The organism is Cobetia amphilecti (assembly GCF_020217465.1).
Classification (GTDB): domain Bacteria; phylum Pseudomonadota; class Gammaproteobacteria; order Pseudomonadales; family Halomonadaceae; genus Cobetia; species Cobetia amphilecti.
The window spans coordinates 1,057,969-1,078,414 of sequence record NZ_CP084115.1; the positions used below are offsets into that span (position 1 = coordinate 1,057,969).

Annotated in this window: 18 protein-coding genes and 1 pseudogene; 17 read left to right on the forward strand and 2 right to left on the reverse strand. The window is 64.6% G+C overall.

Annotation, left to right across the window (positions count from 1 at the left end):
• Positions 1–1,822: 1,822 nt before the first annotated feature.
• A pseudogene (gene rne, locus LCW13_RS17510) lies at positions 1,823–3,667 on the reverse strand (ribonuclease E); the annotation flags it as partial.
• A gap of 1,036 nt (positions 3,668–4,703) precedes the next feature.
• On the opposite strand from rne, the gene LCW13_RS04535 reads away from it, so the two are divergent.
• From LCW13_RS04535 to LCW13_RS04545, 3 genes are read left to right on the forward strand one after another with little or no spacing between them, the layout of a single operon-like run.
• Entirely contained in the window at positions 4,704–5,663 is a 960-nt protein-coding gene (locus tag LCW13_RS04535) for an RluA family pseudouridine synthase (RefSeq protein ID WP_054555007.1), read from the forward strand.
• Complete coding sequence (locus tag LCW13_RS04540) at positions 5,656–6,342, forward strand: HAD-IA family hydrolase (protein WP_225347691.1); 687 nt, start codon at positions 5,656–5,658, stop codon at positions 6,340–6,342. The genes LCW13_RS04535 and LCW13_RS04540 overlap by 8 nt, the downstream gene beginning before the upstream one ends.
• 34 nt (positions 6,343–6,376) lie before the next feature.
• The gene (locus tag LCW13_RS04545; protein WP_225347692.1) at positions 6,377–7,480 is read left to right on the forward strand and encodes a S49 family peptidase; all 1,104 of its coding nucleotides are present in this window, start codon (positions 6,377–6,379) and stop codon (positions 7,478–7,480) included.
• Positions 7,481–7,561: 81 nt separating this feature from the next.
• On the opposite strand, the gene LCW13_RS04550 is transcribed toward LCW13_RS04545, so the two are convergent.
• The gene (locus LCW13_RS04550) at positions 7,562–8,158 is read right to left on the reverse strand and encodes a Maf family protein (RefSeq protein WP_225347693.1); all 597 of its coding nucleotides are present in this window, start codon (positions 8,156–8,158) and stop codon (positions 7,562–7,564) included.
• 258 nt (positions 8,159–8,416) lie between these two features.
• Here LCW13_RS04550 and LCW13_RS04555 point away from each other — a divergent pair, with 258 nt between their 5' ends.
• The 14 genes from LCW13_RS04555 to LCW13_RS04620 all read left to right on the forward strand — a co-directional run bounded on the left by LCW13_RS04555 (position 8,417) and on the right by LCW13_RS04620 (position 20,387).
• The gene (locus LCW13_RS04555; RefSeq protein ID WP_107335333.1) at positions 8,417–8,947 is read left to right on the forward strand and encodes a YceD family protein; all 531 of its coding nucleotides are present in this window, start codon (positions 8,417–8,419) and stop codon (positions 8,945–8,947) included.
• A 33-nt stretch (positions 8,948–8,980) separates the two neighbouring features.
• The gene (gene rpmF / locus LCW13_RS04560; RefSeq protein ID WP_065392644.1) at positions 8,981–9,151 is read left to right on the forward strand and encodes a 50S ribosomal protein L32; all 171 of its coding nucleotides are present in this window, start codon (positions 8,981–8,983) and stop codon (positions 9,149–9,151) included.
• Positions 9,152–9,180: 29 nt separating this feature from the next.
• Positions 9,181–10,203 (forward strand): phosphate acyltransferase PlsX, encoded by a 1,023-nt coding sequence (gene plsX / locus LCW13_RS04565; RefSeq protein ID WP_192838427.1) that lies wholly within the window; start codon positions 9,181–9,183, stop codon positions 10,201–10,203.
• 287 nt (positions 10,204–10,490) lie between these two features.
• Entirely contained in the window at positions 10,491–11,453 is a 963-nt protein-coding gene (fabD, locus tag LCW13_RS04570) for an ACP S-malonyltransferase (RefSeq protein WP_043331894.1), read from the forward strand.
• A gap of 60 nt (positions 11,454–11,513) precedes the next feature.
• Positions 11,514–12,257: a 3-oxoacyl-ACP reductase FabG gene (gene fabG / locus LCW13_RS04575; protein ID WP_043331893.1), complete on the forward strand. Its 744-nt coding sequence runs from the start codon at positions 11,514–11,516 to the stop codon at positions 12,255–12,257.
• Positions 12,258–12,357: 100 nt separating this feature from the next.
• Positions 12,358–12,591, forward strand: coding sequence for an acyl carrier protein (gene acpP / locus LCW13_RS04580; protein ID WP_024950601.1), 234 nt, complete (start codon positions 12,358–12,360; stop codon positions 12,589–12,591).
• A 339-nt stretch (positions 12,592–12,930) separates the two neighbouring features.
• Entirely contained in the window at positions 12,931–14,175 is a 1,245-nt protein-coding gene (gene fabF, locus LCW13_RS04585) for a beta-ketoacyl-ACP synthase II (RefSeq protein WP_043331892.1), read from the forward strand.
• A 118-nt stretch (positions 14,176–14,293) separates the two neighbouring features.
• Entirely contained in the window at positions 14,294–15,184 is an 891-nt protein-coding gene (gene pabC / locus LCW13_RS04590; RefSeq protein WP_225347694.1) for an aminodeoxychorismate lyase, read from the forward strand.
• A 72-nt stretch (positions 15,185–15,256) separates the two neighbouring features.
• Positions 15,257–16,258, forward strand: a complete 1,002-nt coding sequence (gene mltG / locus LCW13_RS04595; RefSeq protein ID WP_225347695.1) for an endolytic transglycosylase MltG — start codon at positions 15,257–15,259, stop codon at positions 16,256–16,258.
• Between the two features lie 99 nt (positions 16,259–16,357).
• Positions 16,358–17,107, forward strand: coding sequence for a dTMP kinase (gene tmk, locus LCW13_RS04600; protein ID WP_213113336.1), 750 nt, complete (start codon positions 16,358–16,360; stop codon positions 17,105–17,107).
• Positions 17,104–18,129 carry a DNA polymerase III subunit delta' gene (locus LCW13_RS04605; protein ID WP_054555003.1) on the forward strand — a complete coding sequence of 342 codons (1,026 nt, stop codon included), beginning with the start codon at positions 17,104–17,106 and terminating at the stop codon, positions 18,127–18,129. The genes tmk and LCW13_RS04605 overlap by 4 nt, the downstream gene beginning before the upstream one ends.
• 277 nt (positions 18,130–18,406) lie before the next feature.
• Positions 18,407–18,757, forward strand: a complete 351-nt coding sequence (locus LCW13_RS04610) for a PilZ domain-containing protein (protein ID WP_043331891.1) — start codon at positions 18,407–18,409, stop codon at positions 18,755–18,757.
• A gap of 109 nt (positions 18,758–18,866) precedes the next feature.
• The gene (locus tag LCW13_RS04615) at positions 18,867–19,700 is read left to right on the forward strand and encodes a TatD family hydrolase (RefSeq protein ID WP_225347696.1); all 834 of its coding nucleotides are present in this window, start codon (positions 18,867–18,869) and stop codon (positions 19,698–19,700) included.
• Positions 19,701–19,742: 42 nt separating this feature from the next.
• Positions 19,743–20,387, forward strand: a complete 645-nt coding sequence (locus LCW13_RS04620; protein ID WP_225347697.1) for a DUF1285 domain-containing protein — start codon at positions 19,743–19,745, stop codon at positions 20,385–20,387.
• Positions 20,388–20,446 lie beyond the last annotated feature (59 nt).

Below are 20,446 nucleotides of genomic sequence, written 5' to 3' on the forward strand. Positions count from 1 at the left end.
CTTCGTGCGCGGCCTCCTGTGCTGGCTGTTCAGCGGCTGCTTCTTCCAAGGCAGGTTCTTCCGCCACAGGCTGCGCAGGCTGGCTGGCAGTGTCGGCTTCAGCGGCGACCGCTTCCTCTGCTTCAGCGACAGGTGCCTGAGCTTCGGTCTGCTCGGCAGCTTGCGCTTCGGCGGCCAGTGCCTGGGCGCCTTCCTCGGCGACGGCTGGCGCTTCAGGCGAAGCGGCTTCGCTGGTCACGCTTTCCTTCAGCGACTGCTCATCGGCCGCGGCTTCCGGCGCGACTTCTGCCGCGGTGACGGCCGGCGTGTCGACGGCGTCGTCAGCTTCGCTGGCCTGCGGCTGGTGCACGCTTGGCTGCTGGACGGCGTGCTGCTCAGTGCGCTGGGCGGCGTGTTGCTCAGTCTTCTGCGCCTGGTGAGCGCCAGTGACAGGCGCTTCGGACGCCTCTTCGACTGGTGCTTCGACAGGTACTTCGACGACCAGCTCGGGCACTTCCGCTGTCGCTGGCTCAGACTCAGACGCTTGCGCATCGGATGCCGCTGACTCAGGGGCTACCGTCTCTCTCAGCGTCTCGTTGCTCGGCTCGCTGACTTCCGGTGCAACGGAAGCCGTGAGGTCTGCGCTGGCAGACTGCTCGGCGCTGGCCGGTGCGTCCTGTGCCGCGGTGCTGTTTTCACCCTGCGGGGCGCTGGTTTCAGCCTGCGAGGCGCTGTCGTTGCTTTGCGGGGCGCTTTCCTTGCCTTGCGGGGCATTGGCTTCGCCTTGCGGGGCAGCGGTAGTGGCGCTGACGGCTTCGGCACCTTCCTCGGCAATGGCCGGTACCGCAGTGGTTGCCGAAGTGGCGGCTGCCGAAGCAGCGGCTGCCTGCGGGCCTGCCAGCGTCATGGCCTTGAGCGACTTCTGCTCTTCGACCGCCTGCGGGTTCAGAGCATGCTGACGGCTGCGAACACGCGGGTTGTTGCGGGTCTGCTGGTCTTCGTTGCTGACCTGCTGTTCCACCTGCTCGGCCTGTTCGGCTGCCTTGATGGACTCGCGTGCCTGCTTGCTGTCGACCTGCTCGGCCTTGTCAGTCTTGGCCGGCTTTTCACCACGCGCCGGCTTGTCGCTGCGCTTGCCGGAATCGCGCTTGCTGGCGTTGTCGGCCTTGGCGTTCTGGCTGTCGCTGCTCCTGGCTTCGGCTTTCGGGCTGTTGTCAGTCTGCGGCGTCTGCTCCGGTTCAGCCTGCGGCTTGCTGTCGTTGGTGACGATTTCCTGCTGGCTGTCCTGACGCGACTCGTTGGACTTGCGACGGTTGCCACGGTCGTTGCGCTGACGGCGCTTGTTGCTGCTGCGGCCATCGTTCTGGCTGTTGCTGTCAGCGTCGTTGCCGCGGGAATCGTTGCCGCTGTTGCGTGACTCGCCGTCGTTGTTGCGTGACGCGTTGTCATTGCGACGACGGGAGTCCTTGCGGTTGTCATCACGCTCGTTGCCACGGCCGTCGTTGCTACGTTCGTTGTTGCGGTCGTTGCTACGTTCAGCGTTGCGGCCATTGCGGGAGTCGTTGCGAGCCGCTGCTGGAGCGCTGGCTTCACTGACGGTCTCGCGACGCTCGCGGGCCTTTTCCAGTGCCTTGCGGGCTTCGCTGGACTTGGCCGGCACGGCGGTGTCGCTGTCATTGCCCAGCAGGCGGCTGAAGCCTCGGGCCAGACGCGACAGCAGGCCGCCACCGGCGGCCGGAGCGGCAGTCCTGGCGGGAGTCTGGGCTGACGACTGCGCCACGACTTCCTGCTTGCTGGCCTGAGCGCGGGTGTCATTGCCCTGGCTCGAACGGTTGCCCTGACGGTTGTCATTGCGCGAGCTCTGACGGCTGTCGTTGCGGCCTTCGCTGCGAGTGTCGTTACGAGACTCGTTGCGCGACTCCTGGCGGTTGCGACCGTTGCTGCTGCCGTTGCCGTTGCGACGACGATTGCCGTTGTTCTTGCCGTTGCCGTTGCGGCTATCGCTGTCATTGCTGCTGTCAGCGCTCTCTACCACGGCGGCGGGCGCTGCGGCAGGCGCTTCCGGTGCGGCAACCGGGGCAGGCGTGGTGTGGGACACGCTCTTGACGGCTGCTTCAGTACGCGCCGGCGGCTTGTCGAAGTTCGGATCCGGTTCCTTGCCGACTTCGGTCTCGACGGACAGCTCGAAGCTGGACTTGTCGGCACCGTCTTCATCGACGTGGTCGTCACGCAGACGCACGACTTCGTAGTGCGGCGTGTCGAGCTCCGGGTTCGGCAGCAGCACGACATTCACGCCCTGACGACGTTCGATGTCGAACAGCGTGGCGCGCTTCTCGTTGAGCAGGTAGGTCGCGACCGGCACCGGCAGGATGGCGCGGATCTGCGAGCTGCGCTCCTTCATGGCCTCTTCTTCGATCAGGCGCATGATGGAGAGCGCCATGGAACGCACGTCACGAATGGTGCCCTGGCCGTCACAGCGCGGGCAGACCACGCCGCTGGTCTCGCCCAGTGAGGGGCGCAGACGCTGACGCGACATTTCCATCAGGCCGAAGCGTGAGATACGACCGATCTGGACGCGAGCGCGGTCGATCTTGAGCGCGTCGCGCACACGATTCTCGACTTCACGCTGGTTGCGTGCCGGTGTCATGTCGATGAAATCGATCACCACCAGGCCGCCGATGTCGCGCAGACGCAGCTGGCGGGCGATCTCGTCGGAGGCCTCCAGGTTGGTCTGCAGCGCGGTTTCCTCGATATCACTGCCGCGGGTGGCGCGAGCGGAGTTGATGTCGATGGAGACGAGGGCTTCGGTGTGGTCGATGACGATGGCGCCACCGGAGGGCAGCTTCACTTCACGCTGGTAGGCGGTCTCGATCTGGGATTCGATCTGGAAGCGCGAGAACAGCGGCACGTCGTCTTCGTAGAGCTTGATCTTCTGCTGGTAGCTCGGCATCACCTGACGCACGAAGGACAGCGCTTCTTCCTGGACTTCCGGAGAATCGATCAGCACCTCGCCGATGTCATTGCGCAGGTAGTCGCGCATGGCGCGGATGATGACGTTGGATTCACGGTAGATCAGGAAGGGGGCAGGGCGGCTGGAAGCGGCCTTGGTCACCGCGTCCCACACCTGGGCCAGGTAGTCGAGGTCCCACTGCAGCTCTTCGGCGCTCTTGCCGATGCCGGCGGTGCGCACGATGACGCCCATCTTGTCCGGCAGGGTCAGGCTGTTCATCGCTTCCTTCAGCTGAGCGCGCTCTTCCCCCTCGATGCGGCGGGAGATACCACCGGCACGTGGGTTGTTGGGCATCAGCACGAGGAAGCGGCCGGCCAGACTGATGAAGGTGGTCAGGGCGGCGCCCTTGTTGCCACGTTCTTCCTTGTCGACCTGGACGATGACTTCCTGGCCTTCCTTGAGCACTTCACGAATGTTGGGACGGCCCTGGCCGGGGTCCTTGGAGAAGTACTCGCGGGAGATTTCCTTGAGCGGCAGGAAGCCGTGGCGCTCGGCGCCGAAGTCGACGAAGCAGGCTTCGAGGCTGGGCTCGATGCGGGTGATCTTGCCGCGGTAGATATTGGCTTTCTTCTGTTCGCGGGCGCCGGACTCGATGTCGAGATCGTAAAGGCGTTGTCCGTCGACCAGTGCGACGCGCAGCTCTTCCGGCTGGGTCGCGTTGATGAGCATCCGTTTCATGTCGTCTCGCTAGACTGGGCGTGCCGAAGGGCAGCCGCATTGTGCGTCGGCGACGAGGAACCGTTTTCCGCTTCGTGTTGTGCTCAGCGCATGTCGTGGAATGCGTTTTTCGCATGCAGGCAAGTCCGTGGACGGGCCACATGCGGCATGATCATGTTGAGTACTTGGAAGAGGCAGGACGTGTTGCGGGGATTTGTACTCCTCCGGCCCTGCGGTCTCTTCCCTAACACCTGGCATTTGCCGATTCATCGACGCCGGCCTTCGGCACGGATATCGAATGATTACCCGGGCTTCATGCCCGAGCGGTCTTGTGTCGTTGGCCCATGAATGACTGGGCGTCTTGCTGTCTTGCCTGCGCAGGCGGCTTTCGGGCTCCCGCGACATCATCTCGTGGAGTCTGCAACGAAGGCTCGAAGGGCGATTGCGCTGCGGCGCGCGGCGTCATGCGTTCCGCGCCCGCTGATACCGTCATCAGGTCCTGTGAGACCTGAGCGACATCGATGTTTTGCGTCAGCTGTTGGTCTGGCCACTGGCCGCGAATGACTGTCCTTGGGGCGGCCTTCGCTGCCTGTGATTGACAGGTGCGATGCGCGGGACAGCACGCTACCGACAGGGTAGATGACAACAGGGTGCTTGCGTGACCTGCACGGTGCTGATGTCGGTGCGCGTTGCTTCATTGCGGGCCATCTGACCCTCTCCGCCGGCGTGAAGCACCTTGTTGAAGTGCCGGGTGCGCCGTTTTTCCGGCCGCTGTGACAGGGCTGCGGAGACGATGATCGGGCATATAGAGAAGGCCCATCTCACTGCGCTCGAATATACCAGTAAAGGTATGTACCAGCAATTCAGCTGCCAGATCAAACGCTTCGCTACATCGCCCGAGATACGAGGCCCGGCGAGCCGCGGATGAGAGCGGCATATGGCACGATGATTCCCCATTGGTCGCATGACACCGTAGAATGACCGGTCTGAGTGCGCCCAGGCGCACGGCAACAAGATGAGCAGGCCGCGCGAAGGCGGGGCCGGAAAGGAGTGCGACATGGCCGAAGGCCAATCAGTCCAGTGGATCGAGGTTGCCCCGGAATTGGCCGGGCAGCGCATCGACAACTTTCTGCGTACCCGCCTCAAGGGCGCACCCAAGGCGTTGATCTATCGCATCGTGCGCAAGGGTGAAGTGCGCGTGAACAAGAAGCGCATCAAGGTCGATTACCGCCTGCAGGCGGGTGATCTGGTGCGGGTGCCGCCGCTGCGCCTCTCGCCGGAAGCCGCCGTGCAGGAAGTCAGTGACAACCTGCGCGAGGTACTGGCGGGCTGCATCGTGCGCGAGACGGATGACTTCATGGTCATCAACAAGCCCTCGGGGCTTGCCGTGCACGGCGGCAGTGGCGTCAAGATCGGCCTGATCGAGGCCATGCGCCAGATTCGCGCCGACCTGCCGTTCCTGGAGCTGGTGCACCGCCTGGACCGTGATACCTCCGGCTGCATTCTGCTGGCCAAGTCGCGGGCTGCGCTGTTGCAGCTCAATGCCGACCTCAAGGCCCACAAGATGACCAAGCTGTATCTGGCGCTGGTCGAGGGGCGCTGGGATTCACGCCGCGATTACGTCAATGCGCCTCTGGAGCGCTACGACGGTGGCAATGGTGAGCGGCGGGTGCGCGTCGATGAGGCCGGCAAGACGGCCAGCACCCGCTACGCGGTGCGTGAGGCCTATCCGAGCATGACGCTGGTCGAGGCCGAGCCGATTACCGGGCGTACCCACCAGATCCGCGTGCACTCGGTGCATGCCGGGCACCCGCTGCTCGGCGATACGAAGTACGGCACCGAGCGCGGCAATGCCCTGGCGAAGAAGGTCGGACTCGAGCGCCTGTTCCTGCATGCCGCCCAGCTCAGCTTTCCTGATCCGATCGACGGGCGAACCGTCACCGTGCGCGCGCCGCTGGACAAGCGGATGAAGCGCGTCCTCGCCACTGCCAGAGAGCTGGGAGCTCGTCATGACTGATCTCACCGCAGGACTGCCGCAACCGCGCTATCGCCTGGTCATCTTCGACTGGGATGGCACCCTGATGGATTCCGAGGCGCGCATCGTCGACTGCCTGCAGGCGGCCTCGCTGGCGACAGGCATGGGCGAGCTGCCTGCCCATGCGGCGCGCGACATCATCGGGCTCGGGCTGCCCGAAGCCATGGAGCGCCTGTTCCCGGGGGCGACGGTCGAGCAGTGCGAGGCGCTGGTCGCGGCCTACAAGGCGCATTTCGTGGCGGTCGATACCACGCCGCTGGACTTCTTCCCCGGTGTCGAGGCCGGCATCCAGCGTCTGCGTCGCCATCCCGAGCAGCTGCTGGCCGTCGCGACGGGCAAGAGCCGGCGCGGGCTGGACCGCATGTTCACGGCCCATGACTGCGGTGACTGGTTCCATGCCTCGCGCACCGCGGACCTGACGCTGTCCAAGCCGCACCCTCGCATGCTCGAGGAATTGCTGGCCGAGCTGAACGTTGAGGCGCATGAGGCGCTGATGGTCGGCGATACCGAATATGATCTGGAAATGGCGCGTGCCCTTGGCATGCACAGTGTCGGTGTCGACTACGGCGTACACAGTGTGCCGCGTCTTGAGGCCTGTGCGCCGCAGCGCATCGTCTCGCATTTCGATGAATTGATGGATTGGCTGTACGTGGCCAGGTAACGGCCGCGATCGCCCAGCACAGGAGCAGCAATCGATGAGTGACAGGCCGCAGGATCCCTGGCGTGAAGGCGCGGGTGGCAAGGACGAGAGCGAAGCGGGCTTGAGCGGGCCGGGCATGAGTGGGCAGGGTATGAGTGGACAGGGCGCGGCTGACGCCTCCGACCGTGAAGTGAACTGGCAGGCGCGCGAGCGCACCGCGCAGCTCGAGATGATGGACCGCTGGGTGCAGGGCGTAGTCACCGAGCAGCGTCGTTCGCGGCGCTGGAAGCTGTTCTTCCGCTTCCTGTTCGCCTTGCTGTTCATCGCCTCGATCGCGACCTCGGTGACTCTGTTCACGCTCGGCAGCCAGCCAGCGGCGCTGCCCGGCGAGCAGCATCTGGGCGTGGTGCGCGTGAAGGGCGTGATCGAAGCGGATGGCGAAGCCAACGCCGAGCGCATCATCAAGGGGCTGCGCGCGGCCTGGGAGTCACCGGCCTCCGTGGCGGTGGTGCTCGACATCAACTCGCCCGGTGGCAGCCCGGTGCAGTCCCGGCGCGTCTATGACGAACTGATGCGGCTGCGCGAGCGGGGCGACAAGCCGGTGATCGCGGTGATTGAAGACCTGGGCGCCAGTGGTGCCTATTACATGGCGGCCGGCGCCGGTGAGATCATCGCGGCACCCTCGAGCCTGGTGGGCTCCATCGGCGTGATTTCCTCAAGCTTCGGGCTCAAGGGGCCGATGGAGAAGCTGGATATCGAGCGTCGCGTGTTCACGGCGGGAGACAACAAGGCGTTTCTTGATCCGTTCTCGGAAATCTCGCCGGACCAGCGTGCCTTCTGGCAGAGCGTGCTGGCCACGACGCACCAGCAGTTCATCGCGGCGGTCAAGGCCGGGCGCGGTGAGCGCCTCAAGGACGATCCCGAGCTGTTCTCGGGGCTGATCTGGACTGGTGAGCAGGCGCGGGGGCTGGGGCTGGTCGATCGTACCGGCACGCTGGAAGAGCTGGCGGCGGAGCTGACGCCAGAGGCGGAGCTGCACGATTACACGCCGCGTCAGGCCCCCTTCGAGCGCTTCACGCGGCGCTTCGCTGGTGTGATGGCCAGTGCGATGGGGCTCGAGACGACGGTGTCGCCGGTCAGCTACCGCCTGCCCTGGTAGGCGAGTCAGGGCCGCAGCCCTCGTCGCTCAGGGCTGCGGTGTCTCTCAGGCCTACGGTATCTCTCGGGGGCGCGGCGCCACTCAGGAGCGCGGCGCATCCAGCAGAGGGTCGACGCCTGCCTCGCGCAGCAGTTCGCACAGGCGAATCAGTGGCAGGCCGATCAGGCTGTTGGGGTCACGCCCCTCGAGACGCTCGAAGAGCGTGATGCCCAGGCCTTCCATGCGGAAGCTGCCGGCGCTGTCGAGGGGGCGTTCGCGCTCGACGTAGCGTTCGATCTCGGCGCTGGTCAGGGAGCGGAAGACGACCTCGTGGTCTTCATGACAGACCCAGTGACGCGCGGATTGGGTGTCGATCAGCGCCAGACCGGTCACGAAGCGCACGCGACGTCCGGAGAAGCGCGCCAGCTGGGCGCTTGCGGCTGACAGATCCGCCGGCTTGCCCAGTATCTCGCCTTCGAAGACGGCGACCTGATCGCTGCCGATGATCAGGTGGTGGGAGTAGGCGTCCGCCACGGCGTTGGCCTTGCCGAGTGCCAGACGATGGACCAGTGTCTCGGCACTTTCTGCGCGTCGCGGCGTCTCATCGATACTGGGGGCTGTCCAGGTGAAGGGCAGCCCGAGGCGTTCGAGCAGTTCACGACGCCAGCGTGAGCTGGACGCCAGGACCAGTGGAGTCATCATGGCTCTCCCGTCGGGGCGCGTTGCGGGCATTGGCTGGGCGGCGCGCGGCAAGTATATGAAAAACAAGGGCTGCAGGATGCCGTAAATCCTCTCGGCATTGAAGCGTCAGGCGCGTACAATCGCGCGCTGGACGTGTAGCCCAGTGTCAGTTGTCGCATATCGACGTGAAAGCGTGATGGTGAGGGGGCTGGCAAAAGCAACAAGTTGCTCATGCATTTTGACACCGGGAGGGGGAATCCCTATTATGGCGCGCCTATGTTGACCACAAGACTGCCGACCAAGGTCGAGCCCTACCGGCTGGCGTCAGCGGGTAAACGCCTTGAAGGCGTGATTCCACTGGCGAACATGCCCCGTGTTGTTGAGGCCATCGGTGCTCAGGAAGGGGACGTCAGCGTCTCCATGACCTTTGACATCGACACTCAACGTCGCAGCTTCATCGAAGGCTCCATCGCCTTCGAGGCAAGTCTGCTATGTCAGCGTTGTCTGGGACCCACCGAGCCGGAGCCGCTTTCCAGCGAGTTCCTGTTGGGTCTGGTGACCAGCGATGCGCTGGCAGCGCAGCTGCCCGGTGAGTACGAGCCGGTAGTGGTGGAAAACGAACAGCTGGATCTCCTGACAGTGATCGAGGATGAAGTGCTCCTGGTCCTGCCGCAGGTGGTCTACCACGAGGAGGCCGATTGTGCCGTCTCTCGCGACCAGCTGGCCAGCGGTGTGGAACCCGAGGCCTCGGACGCACCCGCTGTGAATCCATTCAGTGTGCTTCGCACCCTGAAGGACAAGCACTGAACTCAATTTGTCGACAAGATTGGAGTAATCCCCATGGCAGTTCAGCAGAACCGCAAAACTCGTTCCAAGCGTGGCATGCGTCGTAGCCACGATGCCCTGACTGCACCGACCCTGTCCCAGGACAAGGAAACCGGTACAGTTCACCTGCGTCACCACGTCTCTGCCGACGGTTTCTACCGTGGCCGCAAAGTCGTTGATGCATAAGGCATTGATGCAGCGCGCGGCGTAACGCCGTGCGTATCGCCATCGATACGATGGGCGGGGACTTCGGTCCCCGCGCTACGTTACGGGGCACGGCCAGTGCGCTGTTGCGAGACTCGCAACTCAGCGCCATCCTGGTCGGCCCGCAGCATCTACTGGATGCCGAGTTAGACTCCCTCCCTGCTTCACTCTCCCGTGTTCGTGATCGCCTTCAGACACTCGCTGTCGACGGCATTGTCGCGTCTGATGCTCGCCCGTCCCGCGTCCTGCGCAGTCGCGAGCCCAGCAGCATGTCTCAGGCCCTGGGCCTGGTGGCGAACGGCCAGGCGGATGCCTGTGTCAGTGCCGGCAATACCGGCGCCTTGATGGCGCTGGGCATGCGCGAAGTGGGAAGGGTGAAAGGGGTGGAGCGACCTGCCATCTGTGCCGCGGTGCCCACGCGCGGCGCGCGCGCCTGCAGCCTGCTGGATCTCGGCGCCAACGTCGATGTCGCACCGCATCACCTGCTGGCGTTCGCCCGCATGGGCGCGATGCGCAGTCGCCTCATCGACGCGGTCGAGCGTCCACGAGTGGGGCTGCTCAACGTGGGGGTCGAGTCGGTCAAGGGGACTGCGCAGGTGCAGGAAGCGCACGCCCTGCTGGCTGGCAGCGAGTCGGATTTCGACTACCTTGGCTTTGTCGAGGGCGGCGACCTCTTCTCCGGCAAGGTAGATGTGGTGGTCTGTGACGGCTTCGTCGGCAATGTCGTGCTCAAGAGCAGTGAAGGGCTCGCGCAGATGCTGTCGGCACAGCTGGGGGCGACCCTGGCGGCCAGCTGGCGCACGCGCCTGATGGCGTGGCTGGCGCGCCCGGCGCTGACACGACTCTCGCGTGAACTGGACCCGGTGCGCTATAACGGCGCCAGCCTGCTGGGCCTGGCGAGCGTGGTGGTGAAGAGCCACGGCGGCGCGGCGGCGGAAGGCTTTGCCTTTGCCGTCACGCGCGCGGCCAGCGAGGCTCGCGAGCAGTTGCCCTCGCGCCTGGCGCAGGCCCTGGAAGGCACATACTCACGCTGAATGAGTAAATTGGTCTGATTTGTTCCTGTTGGGGTCGAGCTTCGGCGCACACGGTGCGACAATGCCAGCGCTTCGCGGCCGGGCGGTGAAGGCGGACGGGAATCAGGGGCAGGCAGCTCCTGCAGGAAGCCCCCGCAGGACAGCAGCATGACGTAAATGACAGGAAGCAGGCTTTCCCCTGGCAGAAGCGTGAGACACGACAGTGGTCGTCTCGCTTGCGAGCCAGTGGAAATCGGGTTTCTTGACCCGTGTCAGTCCCACCTGAACAGATGGAAATGGTGACAGCAATGACAGATTCCCTGGCCCTCATCTTCCCGGGACAGGGCTCCCAGCAGGTCGGCATGCTGCGGGAGCTGGCGGAGCGCTATAGCGTGGTCCGCACTACCTTCGAGGAAGCCTCTGACGCGCTGGGGCGCGATCTCTGGCACCTGACACAGGAAGGCCCGGCGGAGGAGCTCAATCGTACCGAGCTGACCCAGCCGGCGCTTCTGACCGCCAGTGTCGCCATCTGGCGCGTCTGGCAGGAGCTGGAAGGCCCGCGCCCGGCGCGCATGGCCGGTCACTCCCTGGGTGAATACAGCGCCATGGTCTGCGCTGGCGTGATCGGTTTCGCCGAGGGCGTCAAGCTGGTCAATCTGCGCGGCGAAGCCATGCAGACTGCCGTGCCGCAGGGCCAGGGCGCGATGGCGGCCATTCTCGGTCTCGAGAATGCCCAGGTCGAAGCCGCCTGTGCCAGTGCGGCACAGGGTGAAGTGGTCGCGGCAGTCAACTACAATGCGCCGGGACAGGTCGTCATCGCCGGTGGCACCGCTGCCGTCGAGCGTGCCATCGCGGCATGTCAGGAAGCGGGTGCCAAGCGCGCCATGCCGCTGCCGGTGTCGGTACCGTCGCATTGTGATCTGATGCGTCCGGCGGCCGACAAGCTGGCCGAGGCGATGAATGCCATCGATTTCCGTGCGCCGCGCTATACCGTCATCCAGAATGTCGATGCCAAGGCGCATGACGATGTCGAGACACTGCGTCAGCGTCTGATCGAGCAGCTCTATCAGCCGGTGCGCTGGACCGATTGCGTCAATGCCATGTTCGACAGTGGCGCGCGCAGCTTCATCGAATGCGGCCCGGGCAAGGTGTTGACCGGCCTTGGCAAGCGCATTCAGCGTCAGGCACGTGGCCTGGCCGTGAATGATCCGGATAGCCTGGAAGCGGCGCTGGAACTTGCCCGCGAGACCGCTGCCGAACAGAATCAGTAAGCTCGTGGCTGGCCCATCTGGCCGGCCATGTGACTTGGATCAGCCAACTCAGGACTCAAGATGACGAGCGAACGCAGAATCGCACTGGTGACCGGTGCCAGTCGTGGCATCGGCCAAGCCATCTCCCGTGAACTCGGCCGTCAGGGCCGTATCGTGATCGGTACTGCCACCAGCGAGAAAGGGGCAGCGGCCATCGGCGCTGACCTCGAGGCGCACGGTATCGAAGGCGCGGGCATGCTGCTCAACGTCACCGATCAGGCCAGCGTCGACGCCGTGCTCAAGGAAATCGGCGAGCGCTTCGGCGCCCCGACCATTCTGGTCAACAATGCCGGCATCACGCGTGACAACCTGTTGATGCGCTTGAAGGAAGACGATTGGGACGCGGTGCTCGACACCAATCTCAAGTCGGTCTTCCGTGTCAGCAAGAGCTGCCTGCGCGGCATGACCAAGGCGCGCTTCGGCCGCATCGTCAACATCTCGTCCGTGGTCGCGACCATGGGCAACCTCGGTCAGGTCAACTATGCTGCCGCCAAGGCAGGCATGGAAGGCTTTGCCCGCTCGCTGGCGCGCGAAGTCGCGTCACGCAATATTACCGTCAACTCAGTGGCGCCGGGCTTCATTGCCACTGACATGACTGAAGCATTGCCGGAAGCGCAGCACGAAGCGTTGCTCGGCAACATCCCGCTGGCGCGCCTTGGCCAGCCGGAAGAGATTGCTGCGGCAGTCGGCTTCCTGACCAGTGATGCAGCAGGCTACATTACCGGTGAGACGTTGCAGGTGAACGGTGGCATGAACATGCGCTGAACCCCACGCAGGGACGTGGTTGCGTCCTTTTGGGGTGGCCTATAAACTACGCCCAGCTTTTTCGAGCTGCGGATTCCGTACCACTAGGAGTGATTGTTAAATGAGCACCATTGAAGAACGCGTCAAGAAGGTTGTGGCTGAGCGCCTGAACGCCAAAGAAGAAGAAATCCAGAACTCTTCCTCTTTCACTGAAGACCTGGGCGCCGATTCCCTGGACACCGTCGAGCTGGTGATGGCTCTTGAAGAGGAATTCGATACTGAAATTCCTGACGAAGAAGCAGAGAAGATCACCACCGTGCAGGAAGCTATCGATTACATCGTCAACCACCAGTAAGGTGTGTTGAAGCGATCACGGAGCAACCTGTTGCTCATGGTCGTGATGCAATTGTCTGTACGTTCAAGAGCCGCACTGTTCCTCAGTGCGGCTCTTGTCGTTCAGGGATGTGCTGCGCAATGCCGCGCCGACAGGGCGCGCATTGCCTGGTGGTAGGCGGTGGGCTTCGTGACAAATGTCCCCTTGTGGCAAGTGTCGGAATTCCTTCGTGAAAGTGGCCAGAAAAGCGCTTGAAAACCGACTGCCCACGCATGGCCAGGTTTCTGTATAATGCGCTCAATTACCGTCCGGGCGTCCATGGCCCTGGCGTGCCAATTCGATAGTTTTGGAGGAGACACGATGCCTCGCAGAAGGGTAGTGGTAACAGGTCTTGGCCTGGTAACCCCGGTCGGGAATACCGTCGAGGAAAGCTGGAGCAACATCAAGGCGGGCAAGAGTGGCATCGCGGCCATCGAGCATTTCGATGTCAGCGGTTTCAATACCCGTTTCGGTGGCTCCATCAAGGACTTCGATGTGGGTCAGTACCTGAACCCGAAAGAGGCCCGCAAGATGGACCTCTTCATCCAATACGGTATCGCGGCGGCCCACCAGGCCATCACCGACTCCGGCATTGAATGCACCGAAGACAACGCCGAGCGCATCGGTGTCGCCATCGGTTCCGGTATCGGCGGCCTGCCGATGATCGAGCACAACCACAAGGCGCTGGAGAAGGGCGGTGCACGTCGCATCTCGCCGTTCTTCGTGCCGGGCTCCATCATCAACATGATCTCCGGCAATCTGGCGATCCAGTTCGGTTATCGTGGTCCGAACATCGCGATCACCACCGCCTGTACCACCGGGACGCACAACATCGGTTACAGCGCACGTACCATCGCCTATGGCGATGCCGACGTGATGGTGGCCGGTGGCGCCGAGATGGCGACCACGCCGCTGGGTCTGGGTGGCTTCTCCGCAGCGCGTGCGCTGTCGACCCGCAACGATGATCCGCAGGCGGCCAGCCGTCCGTGGGACCGTGACCGCGATGGCTTCGTGCTGTCCGACGGCGCCGGTGTCGTCGTGCTGGAAGAGTACGAGCACGCCAAGGCGCGTGGCGCGACCATCTACGCCGAGGTGCTCGGGTTCGGCATGTCCGACGACGCTCACCACATGACGGCGCCGCCCGAAGACGGCCGTGGTGCGGCCGCCGCGATGCGCAACGCCATCCGTGATGCCAAGCTCGAGCCGAGCCAGATCGACTACATCAATGCCCACGGCACCTCCACCAATGCCGGCGACAAGGCGGAAAGCCTCGCCGTCGAGTCGGTGCTGGGTGACGCGGCACGTGATGTGGCGGTCAGCTCCACCAAGTCGATGATCGGTCACCTGCTGGGCGCTGCCGGCGCGGTCGAGGCCGTGTTCTGCGTGCTGGCGATGCGTGACCAGATCGCGCCGCCGACCATCAACCTGGACAACCCGGCCGAGGGCTGCAATCTCGATTACGTGCCCAACGTCGCACGTGACATGAAGATCGAGTACACCCTGTCCAACTCGTTCGGCTTCGGTGGCACCAACGGCTCGCTGGTGTTCGGCAAGCTCAAGGACTGATCACACGCTTTCGTGTTCTCTCTCCTCAGACGCGCTCCCATCCGGGGGCGCGTTTGTCTGTGGGGTGTCACCTGCCTTGCGTATCGTGTCCGCAACCGTTCTCTGGAGGGCTGTATCGATGACGACTGATGCCTCTGGCAGCAAGAGCTCAGATGACCGGGCCTCTGATGAAAGGAGCGCTTACGACAAGCGCTCTCTTGCGGCGCTCGCCGCCGATCTGCCCAGTGATGACCGTGGCCTCGCCTATGGCGAGGGCGTGTTCGAGACGATCCTGGTGCGTGAGGGCCAGCCGCAGCTGTGGTCCTGGCACGAGGCGCGCCTGACGCGCGGTTGTCAGCGGCTGGGAATTGCGGCGCCTTCGTCAGCTGAGCTGGCGGGCTGTCTGGCGGTCTGCCAGGGCGAGGGGCTTGAAGTGCTCAAGCTGATCGTCACCGGCGGCTCCGGCGGGCGGGGCTACAGGGCACCTGAGTCACCGGAGACGCGCTTGCGGGCACGTGCGACGCCTTTTGCGGTCAATCAGCAGGCGCGGCGTGGCATCACGGCGCGGGTTTGCGAGCTGCGTGTGGCCGAGCAACCGGCACTGGCGGGGCTCAAGCACCTCAACCGGCTCGAGAACGTGCTGGCGCGCCGTGAGTGGAGCGACACGGCCATCAGCGAGGGCCTGTTGCTCAATGCGCAGGGCGAGCTGATCGAGGCCACCAGCATGAATCTGGCCTGGTATCGTGACGGGCGCTGGTTCACGCCGTGTCTTGATCGTGCCGGTGTCGAGGGCACGCTGCTGGCGGCGCTTGAGGCCGAGATGACGTTCGAGCGAGTGCGCGAGGGGCTTGAGTCACTCGCGTGGGCCGAGCAGGTCGTCGTCATGAATTCCGTGCAGGGCGTCTGGCCGCTGCGCACCCTGCTCAAGCCCGATGGCGCGATTCTGGCTGAGTGGAAGGATGAGGCGCATCCGGCGCTGGACGAGTTGAATCACACTGTCGCGCGCTTGCTGGGCGAGCCCGCGAACTGACGGAAGACGACGAGTGTCAGCAGGCATGCCTGTGCGGTCGTCGCCTTCGCCATGAAGACTGGAAACCTGATTATGCGAGTGTTCAAGATCCTCCTGATGCTGGTAGTGCTGGCCGTGGCTGCGGGTGTGGTGGGCTTTCGTTATTGGCAGGCGCAGTTGCTGTCACCGTTGGCGATCGAGAAGGAACAGCTGTTCGAGGTGCCCAAGGGCGCCAGCCTGACCAGGGTCGTGGGCGAGCTCGAGTCACAGGGCATCATCGAGGCGAGCTGGCCGTACAAGGTGTGGTCGCGCCTCGAGCCTGAGGCCGTCAATGGCCTGCGCGCCGGTGAATTCCGTCTCACGCCGGGCTTGAACGGCCGTGAGCTGGTGGCGCTGCTGTCCAGTGACGATGTGGTCAGCTATACCTTGACCGTGCCGGAGGGCTGGACCTTCGCCCAGATGCGCACTGCCATGGACGCCTCGCCCAAGCTTGAGCACACGACTCGCGACATGAGCGATGAAGAGTTGATGGCGGCCGTCGGTGCCGAGGGCGAGAAGCCGGAAGGGCGCTTCTTCCCGGACACCTACCGCTATCACAAGGGCATCAGCGACCTCTCGCTCTACAAGCAGGCCTATAGCCGCATGAGCAAGACGCTGGAGGAAGTCTGGGCCGGGCGTGACGACGACCTGCCGATCACCAGCGCCTACGAGGCGCTGATCATGGCGTCACTGATCGAGCGCGAGACCGGCGCGCCGGAAGAGCGCGACGAGATCGCCGGCGTCTTCAAGCGTCGCATGGAGCGTGGCATGCGCCTGCAGACCGACCCGACCGTCATCTATGGCCTGGGCAAGGACTATGATGGCTCGTTATCGCGTGCCGACCTGCGCAAGCCGACGCCCTGGAATACCTATGTGATCACCGGTCTGCCGCCGACGCCGATCGCGATGCCCGGGCGCGCCGCGCTGGAAGCGGCGGTGCACCCCAAGGAAGGCGATACCTACTACTTCGTCGCCAAGGGTGAGGGCAGGCATCACTTCTCGCGCACGCTGCGCGAGCACAACAATGCCGTGCGCCGTTATATTCTCAATCGGTAATGCGTGGCGAATGAGCTGAAACCCGTGTGGCGAACAGGGTCTGCCATGCTGCACGGGGCTTTCGTCGCGAGTCATCTGCTGTCTGAATCAGGAAACATCATGTCTTCACGTCCGAGCGCATCAAGCACGACGTCTTCTCGCCACGCCGCCAGCGCGGCGGCCACCCAGGCTTCGCCCGCTGGTCGCTTCATCACGCTGGAAGGCGGTGAAGGCGTCGGCAAGAGCACCAATGTCGCCTTCGTGGTCGCCGAGCTCGAGGCGCATGGCCTCGAGGTCGTGCGCACGCGTGAGCCGGGTGGCAGCGAGCGAGCGGAAGCCATTCGCCAGTTGCTGCTGGACCCGGCGCCGGCCGAGTCGCTGAGTGATGATGCCGAACTGCTGTTGATGTTCGCCGCGCGTGCCCAGCATCTGGCCGCGACCATTCGCCCGGCGTTGGCGCGCGGTGCCTGGGTGGTGTGCGATCGATTCACCGACGCGACCTTTGCCTACCAGGGCGGTGGCCGCAACCTGCCGCTGGCCGATATCTCGGCGCTGGAATCCCTGGTGCAGAAAGGCTTGCAGCCGGACCTGACCCTGCTGCTGGACATGCCGGTCGAGGCGGCGCGTGGCCGTCTGGCCGCTCGCCGCGCCGAGACCGGTGAAGGCGCCGACCGCATCGAGCAGGAAGCCGAGCAGTTCTTCGAGGCGGTGCGTGTCGGCTATCACATGCGTCGTGATGCCGACCCCGAGCGCTTTGCCACCATCGACGCCGGTCAGTCGCTCGAGGCCGTGCAGGCCGATATCGCGGCGGTACTGGCGGCTCGCGTGGCGGCCTGGCAGGCGAACACTGCCACGGATGAGCAGCCATGAGTGCTTCAGACGTCAGCAGTGGTGTCACGCTTTCGAGCTTCTCACCGCTGCCGTGGCAGCATTCGCTGTGGCAACACTTCACCGCGGTACACGACAACGGTCGCCTGCCGCATGCGGTGATGCTCAGCGGGCCATCGGGGCTTGGCAAGCATGAGCTGGCCGATGCGATGATCGCCCGCGTGCTGTGTCGCACCGCCCAGGGCAAGCCCGGCGCGGCGGCCTGTGGTGAATGTCATGGCTGTCATATGCTGGCGGCCGGGCATCACCCTGATCTGATGGCGGTCGCGCCGCAGGATGTCGGCAAGATGATCCGCATCGACCCGATCCGTGAGGTCAATCGCTTCGTCTCCCAGACGGCCCAGCAGGGCGGCTACCGCGTCATCCGGCTGCAACCGGCGGAGTCGATGAACATCGCCTCGGCCAACGCCTTGCTCAAGAGCCTCGAGGAGCCCGGTGCCAATACGCTGTTCATTCTGCTCAGCGACATGCCGTCACGGGTGCTGCCGACCATCCGCTCGCGCTGTCAGCAATGGCCGTTGGTGATTCCGCCGGCCGAAGAGAGCCTGCCGTGGCTCACGCAGCAGCTGGGCGAGGATGCTCAGGCCCTGCTGCGCATGGCGGGCGGTCTGCCGCAGCTGGCGGTGCGTCTTGGCGAGGCGGAGCAGCGTCAGCTGCGTCAGGCCTTGCGCGAGCTGTTCGATGCGCTGGTGCGCGGTGGTGAGCCGGTGGCCGAGGCGTGGCGACTGGAGCGCCAACCGCTGGCGCAGGTGCTGTGGTACGGTATTGCCTGGCTGGAAGACCTGATTCGCATGGGCCTGTCCGGCAACGCCAGTGACCTGCGTGACCCCAGTCTCGAGCCGCTGCTGAGACAGGCGGTCAAGAACGGGCGCACCCAGGACTGGTTCAAGCTGCTGGACTTCGCCCGCGAGCAGCGCCGTCTGCTGGCCGCGGGCGGCAACCCCAACCCACAGCTGGTGCTGGAAGCCTGGCTGGTGCGTTGGGCCGCCTTGCTGCGCTCCTGAATGCGCAGCTGGCTTTTTCTGGCGTGATGGTCCGAGTGAAGGTCTGAGCGAAGAGCCGAGGAAAGGGCTGAGCGATGCCCGCGTGGAAAGCCACGAGGCTGCGCGAGGCAAGGCGGGCAGGCTAGACTGAAGCCAGCCAGGCCGCTTGCTCGCCTTGCGTCAGATAACAGCAGGCAATGGCCGAAGAATACGCATTGATACGCAGCGTGAGCCCTCATGTGAGCGCTGACGCTCGTCACGGGACTGCATGTGCCGGGAGACCGGCCGGAGGTGAAGGATGGATACCGCTCCACAGCAAGGCCAGAAGGCGCTCTCGCTGACCATTCGTGATCAGAAGACCCTGTTGGCCGCCTACATGTCGACCCTCGTGCGCGGCGGCATCTTCGTGCCGACCACCGAGCGCTACACCATGGGCCAGGAGGTCTATCTGCTGCTGACCCTGCCTGAGGAATCCGAGCGCATTCCGGTCACCGGGCGCGTGGTATGGATTTCTCCGCAGGGCGTCAGTGGCCGGCGCACTGCCGGGATCGGCATCCACTTCAGTGAAGAGGACCGCCAGGTGCGCGATCATATCGAGAACCACCTGGCCGGCATGCTCGGCAAGGGTCACGCGACCTATACGCTGTAGCGCGAGCGCAGCGTCGCTTCATCATCTCGACCGGCAGTGCCATGGGCGCCCGCCGGTCGAGCACGTTTTTCGCCGCGCAGCGCGTGGCCATCAGTAGTGAGAGTTCCGGATGTTTGTCGATTCGCATTGCCACCTTGATCGTCTGAAACTGGAAGAGCACGGCGGCAGCCTCGAGGCTGTGCTGGACGCCGCGCGCGCCCGTCACGTGCACCAGTTTCTCGCCATTGCCGTCACGCTCGACGATGTGCCCGAGATCTCGGCCATCGCCCAGCAGCATGAGGATGTGGTGATTTCCGCCGGTGTGCATCCGCTGCATCAGGTCGACCCGGAACCCACGGTCGAGGACATCAAGAAGTGCGCCGAGCGCTTCGGCGCGGTGGCCATCGGCGAGACCGGTCTCGATTATCACTACGAGAGCGTCAGCCGCGAGCTGCAGTACGAGCGCTTCACGCGCCATCTGATCGCCGCGCGTGAGCTCGAGCTGCCGGTGATCATCCACACCCGCGAAGCGCGCGAAGACACCCTGGCGCTGATCAAGCAGCACACGGACCCCGCTGTCGGTGGCGTGCTGCACTGCTTCACTGAAGATCTCGACATGGCGCGCGTCGCGGTGGGCCACGGCTTCATGGTCTCCATCTCCGGTATCGTCACCTTCCGCAACGCCGAACACGTCCGCGAGCTGGCACGCGCCATCCCGCTGGACCGCCTGCTGATCGAGACCGACAGCCCCTATCTGGCGCCGGTGCCGTACCGTGGCACCTCCAATGTGCCGGGCAATGTGGTCGAGGTCGCCGAATGCATCGCCACCGAGCGCGGCATCACCGTCGATGAGCTGGCGATGCAGACCACCGCCAACTTCTATCGTCTGTTCCGCGCCGCTGCGCCGGAAGCGCCGGACAACGTTCGCGAAGCGCTGGCCAGCAGCGGTATGCTCATCGATTGAGCGTGATGCCCCGCATGATCTGACCACCAGGGAGGGAACGTCATGAATCCAGCCGCTATCCTCACCCAGCTGGGCGACAAGGCCACCAGCGGCAAGGCATTGCCGCCGGTGGATCAATGGCACCCGGCGCATTGTGGCGAGATGGACCTCGTCATCTGCGCCGACGGGCGCTGGATGCACGAGGGCACGCCCATCGGCCGTGCGCGGCTGGTGCACATGCTGTCGCGTGTCCTGCGCCGCGAGCCCGATGGCAGCTACTGCCTGGTCACGCCGGCGGAGAAGGTCACCATCCAGGTCGAGGACCGCCCCTTCCTGGCGGTGGACTGCTCCCGCGTCGAGAGTGATTCTGCGCCGGCTGAGCTCGGTCAGCCAGAGCCCGGTCAGCCAGAGCCCGGACAGACAGAGCCTCGGCCGGACGTCTGGCAGCTGGTCACCGATCAGGGCGATGTCGTGCGGCTGGAAGGGGAGACCTGCCTGACGCTGAGTGAGACGCCGGACGGCCTGTGGCTACCGGAAGTGCCGGTGCGCTTCGGCCTTGCCGCGCGCCTGCACCGCAATCTCTACTATCGGCTGCTCGAGAGCGCCGAGACGCATGAGCAGGAAGACGGTAGCCTGACACTCGGCTTCATGAGCGGCGGGCGCTTCCAGATTCTGGGGCAGCTGGCGGCCGATGAGGTCGAGGCCTGAACCTGTCTGAGCCTTTTTGAGCCTGCCGCCTTCCGCTCTCTCTTTCGTATGCCCCTCGC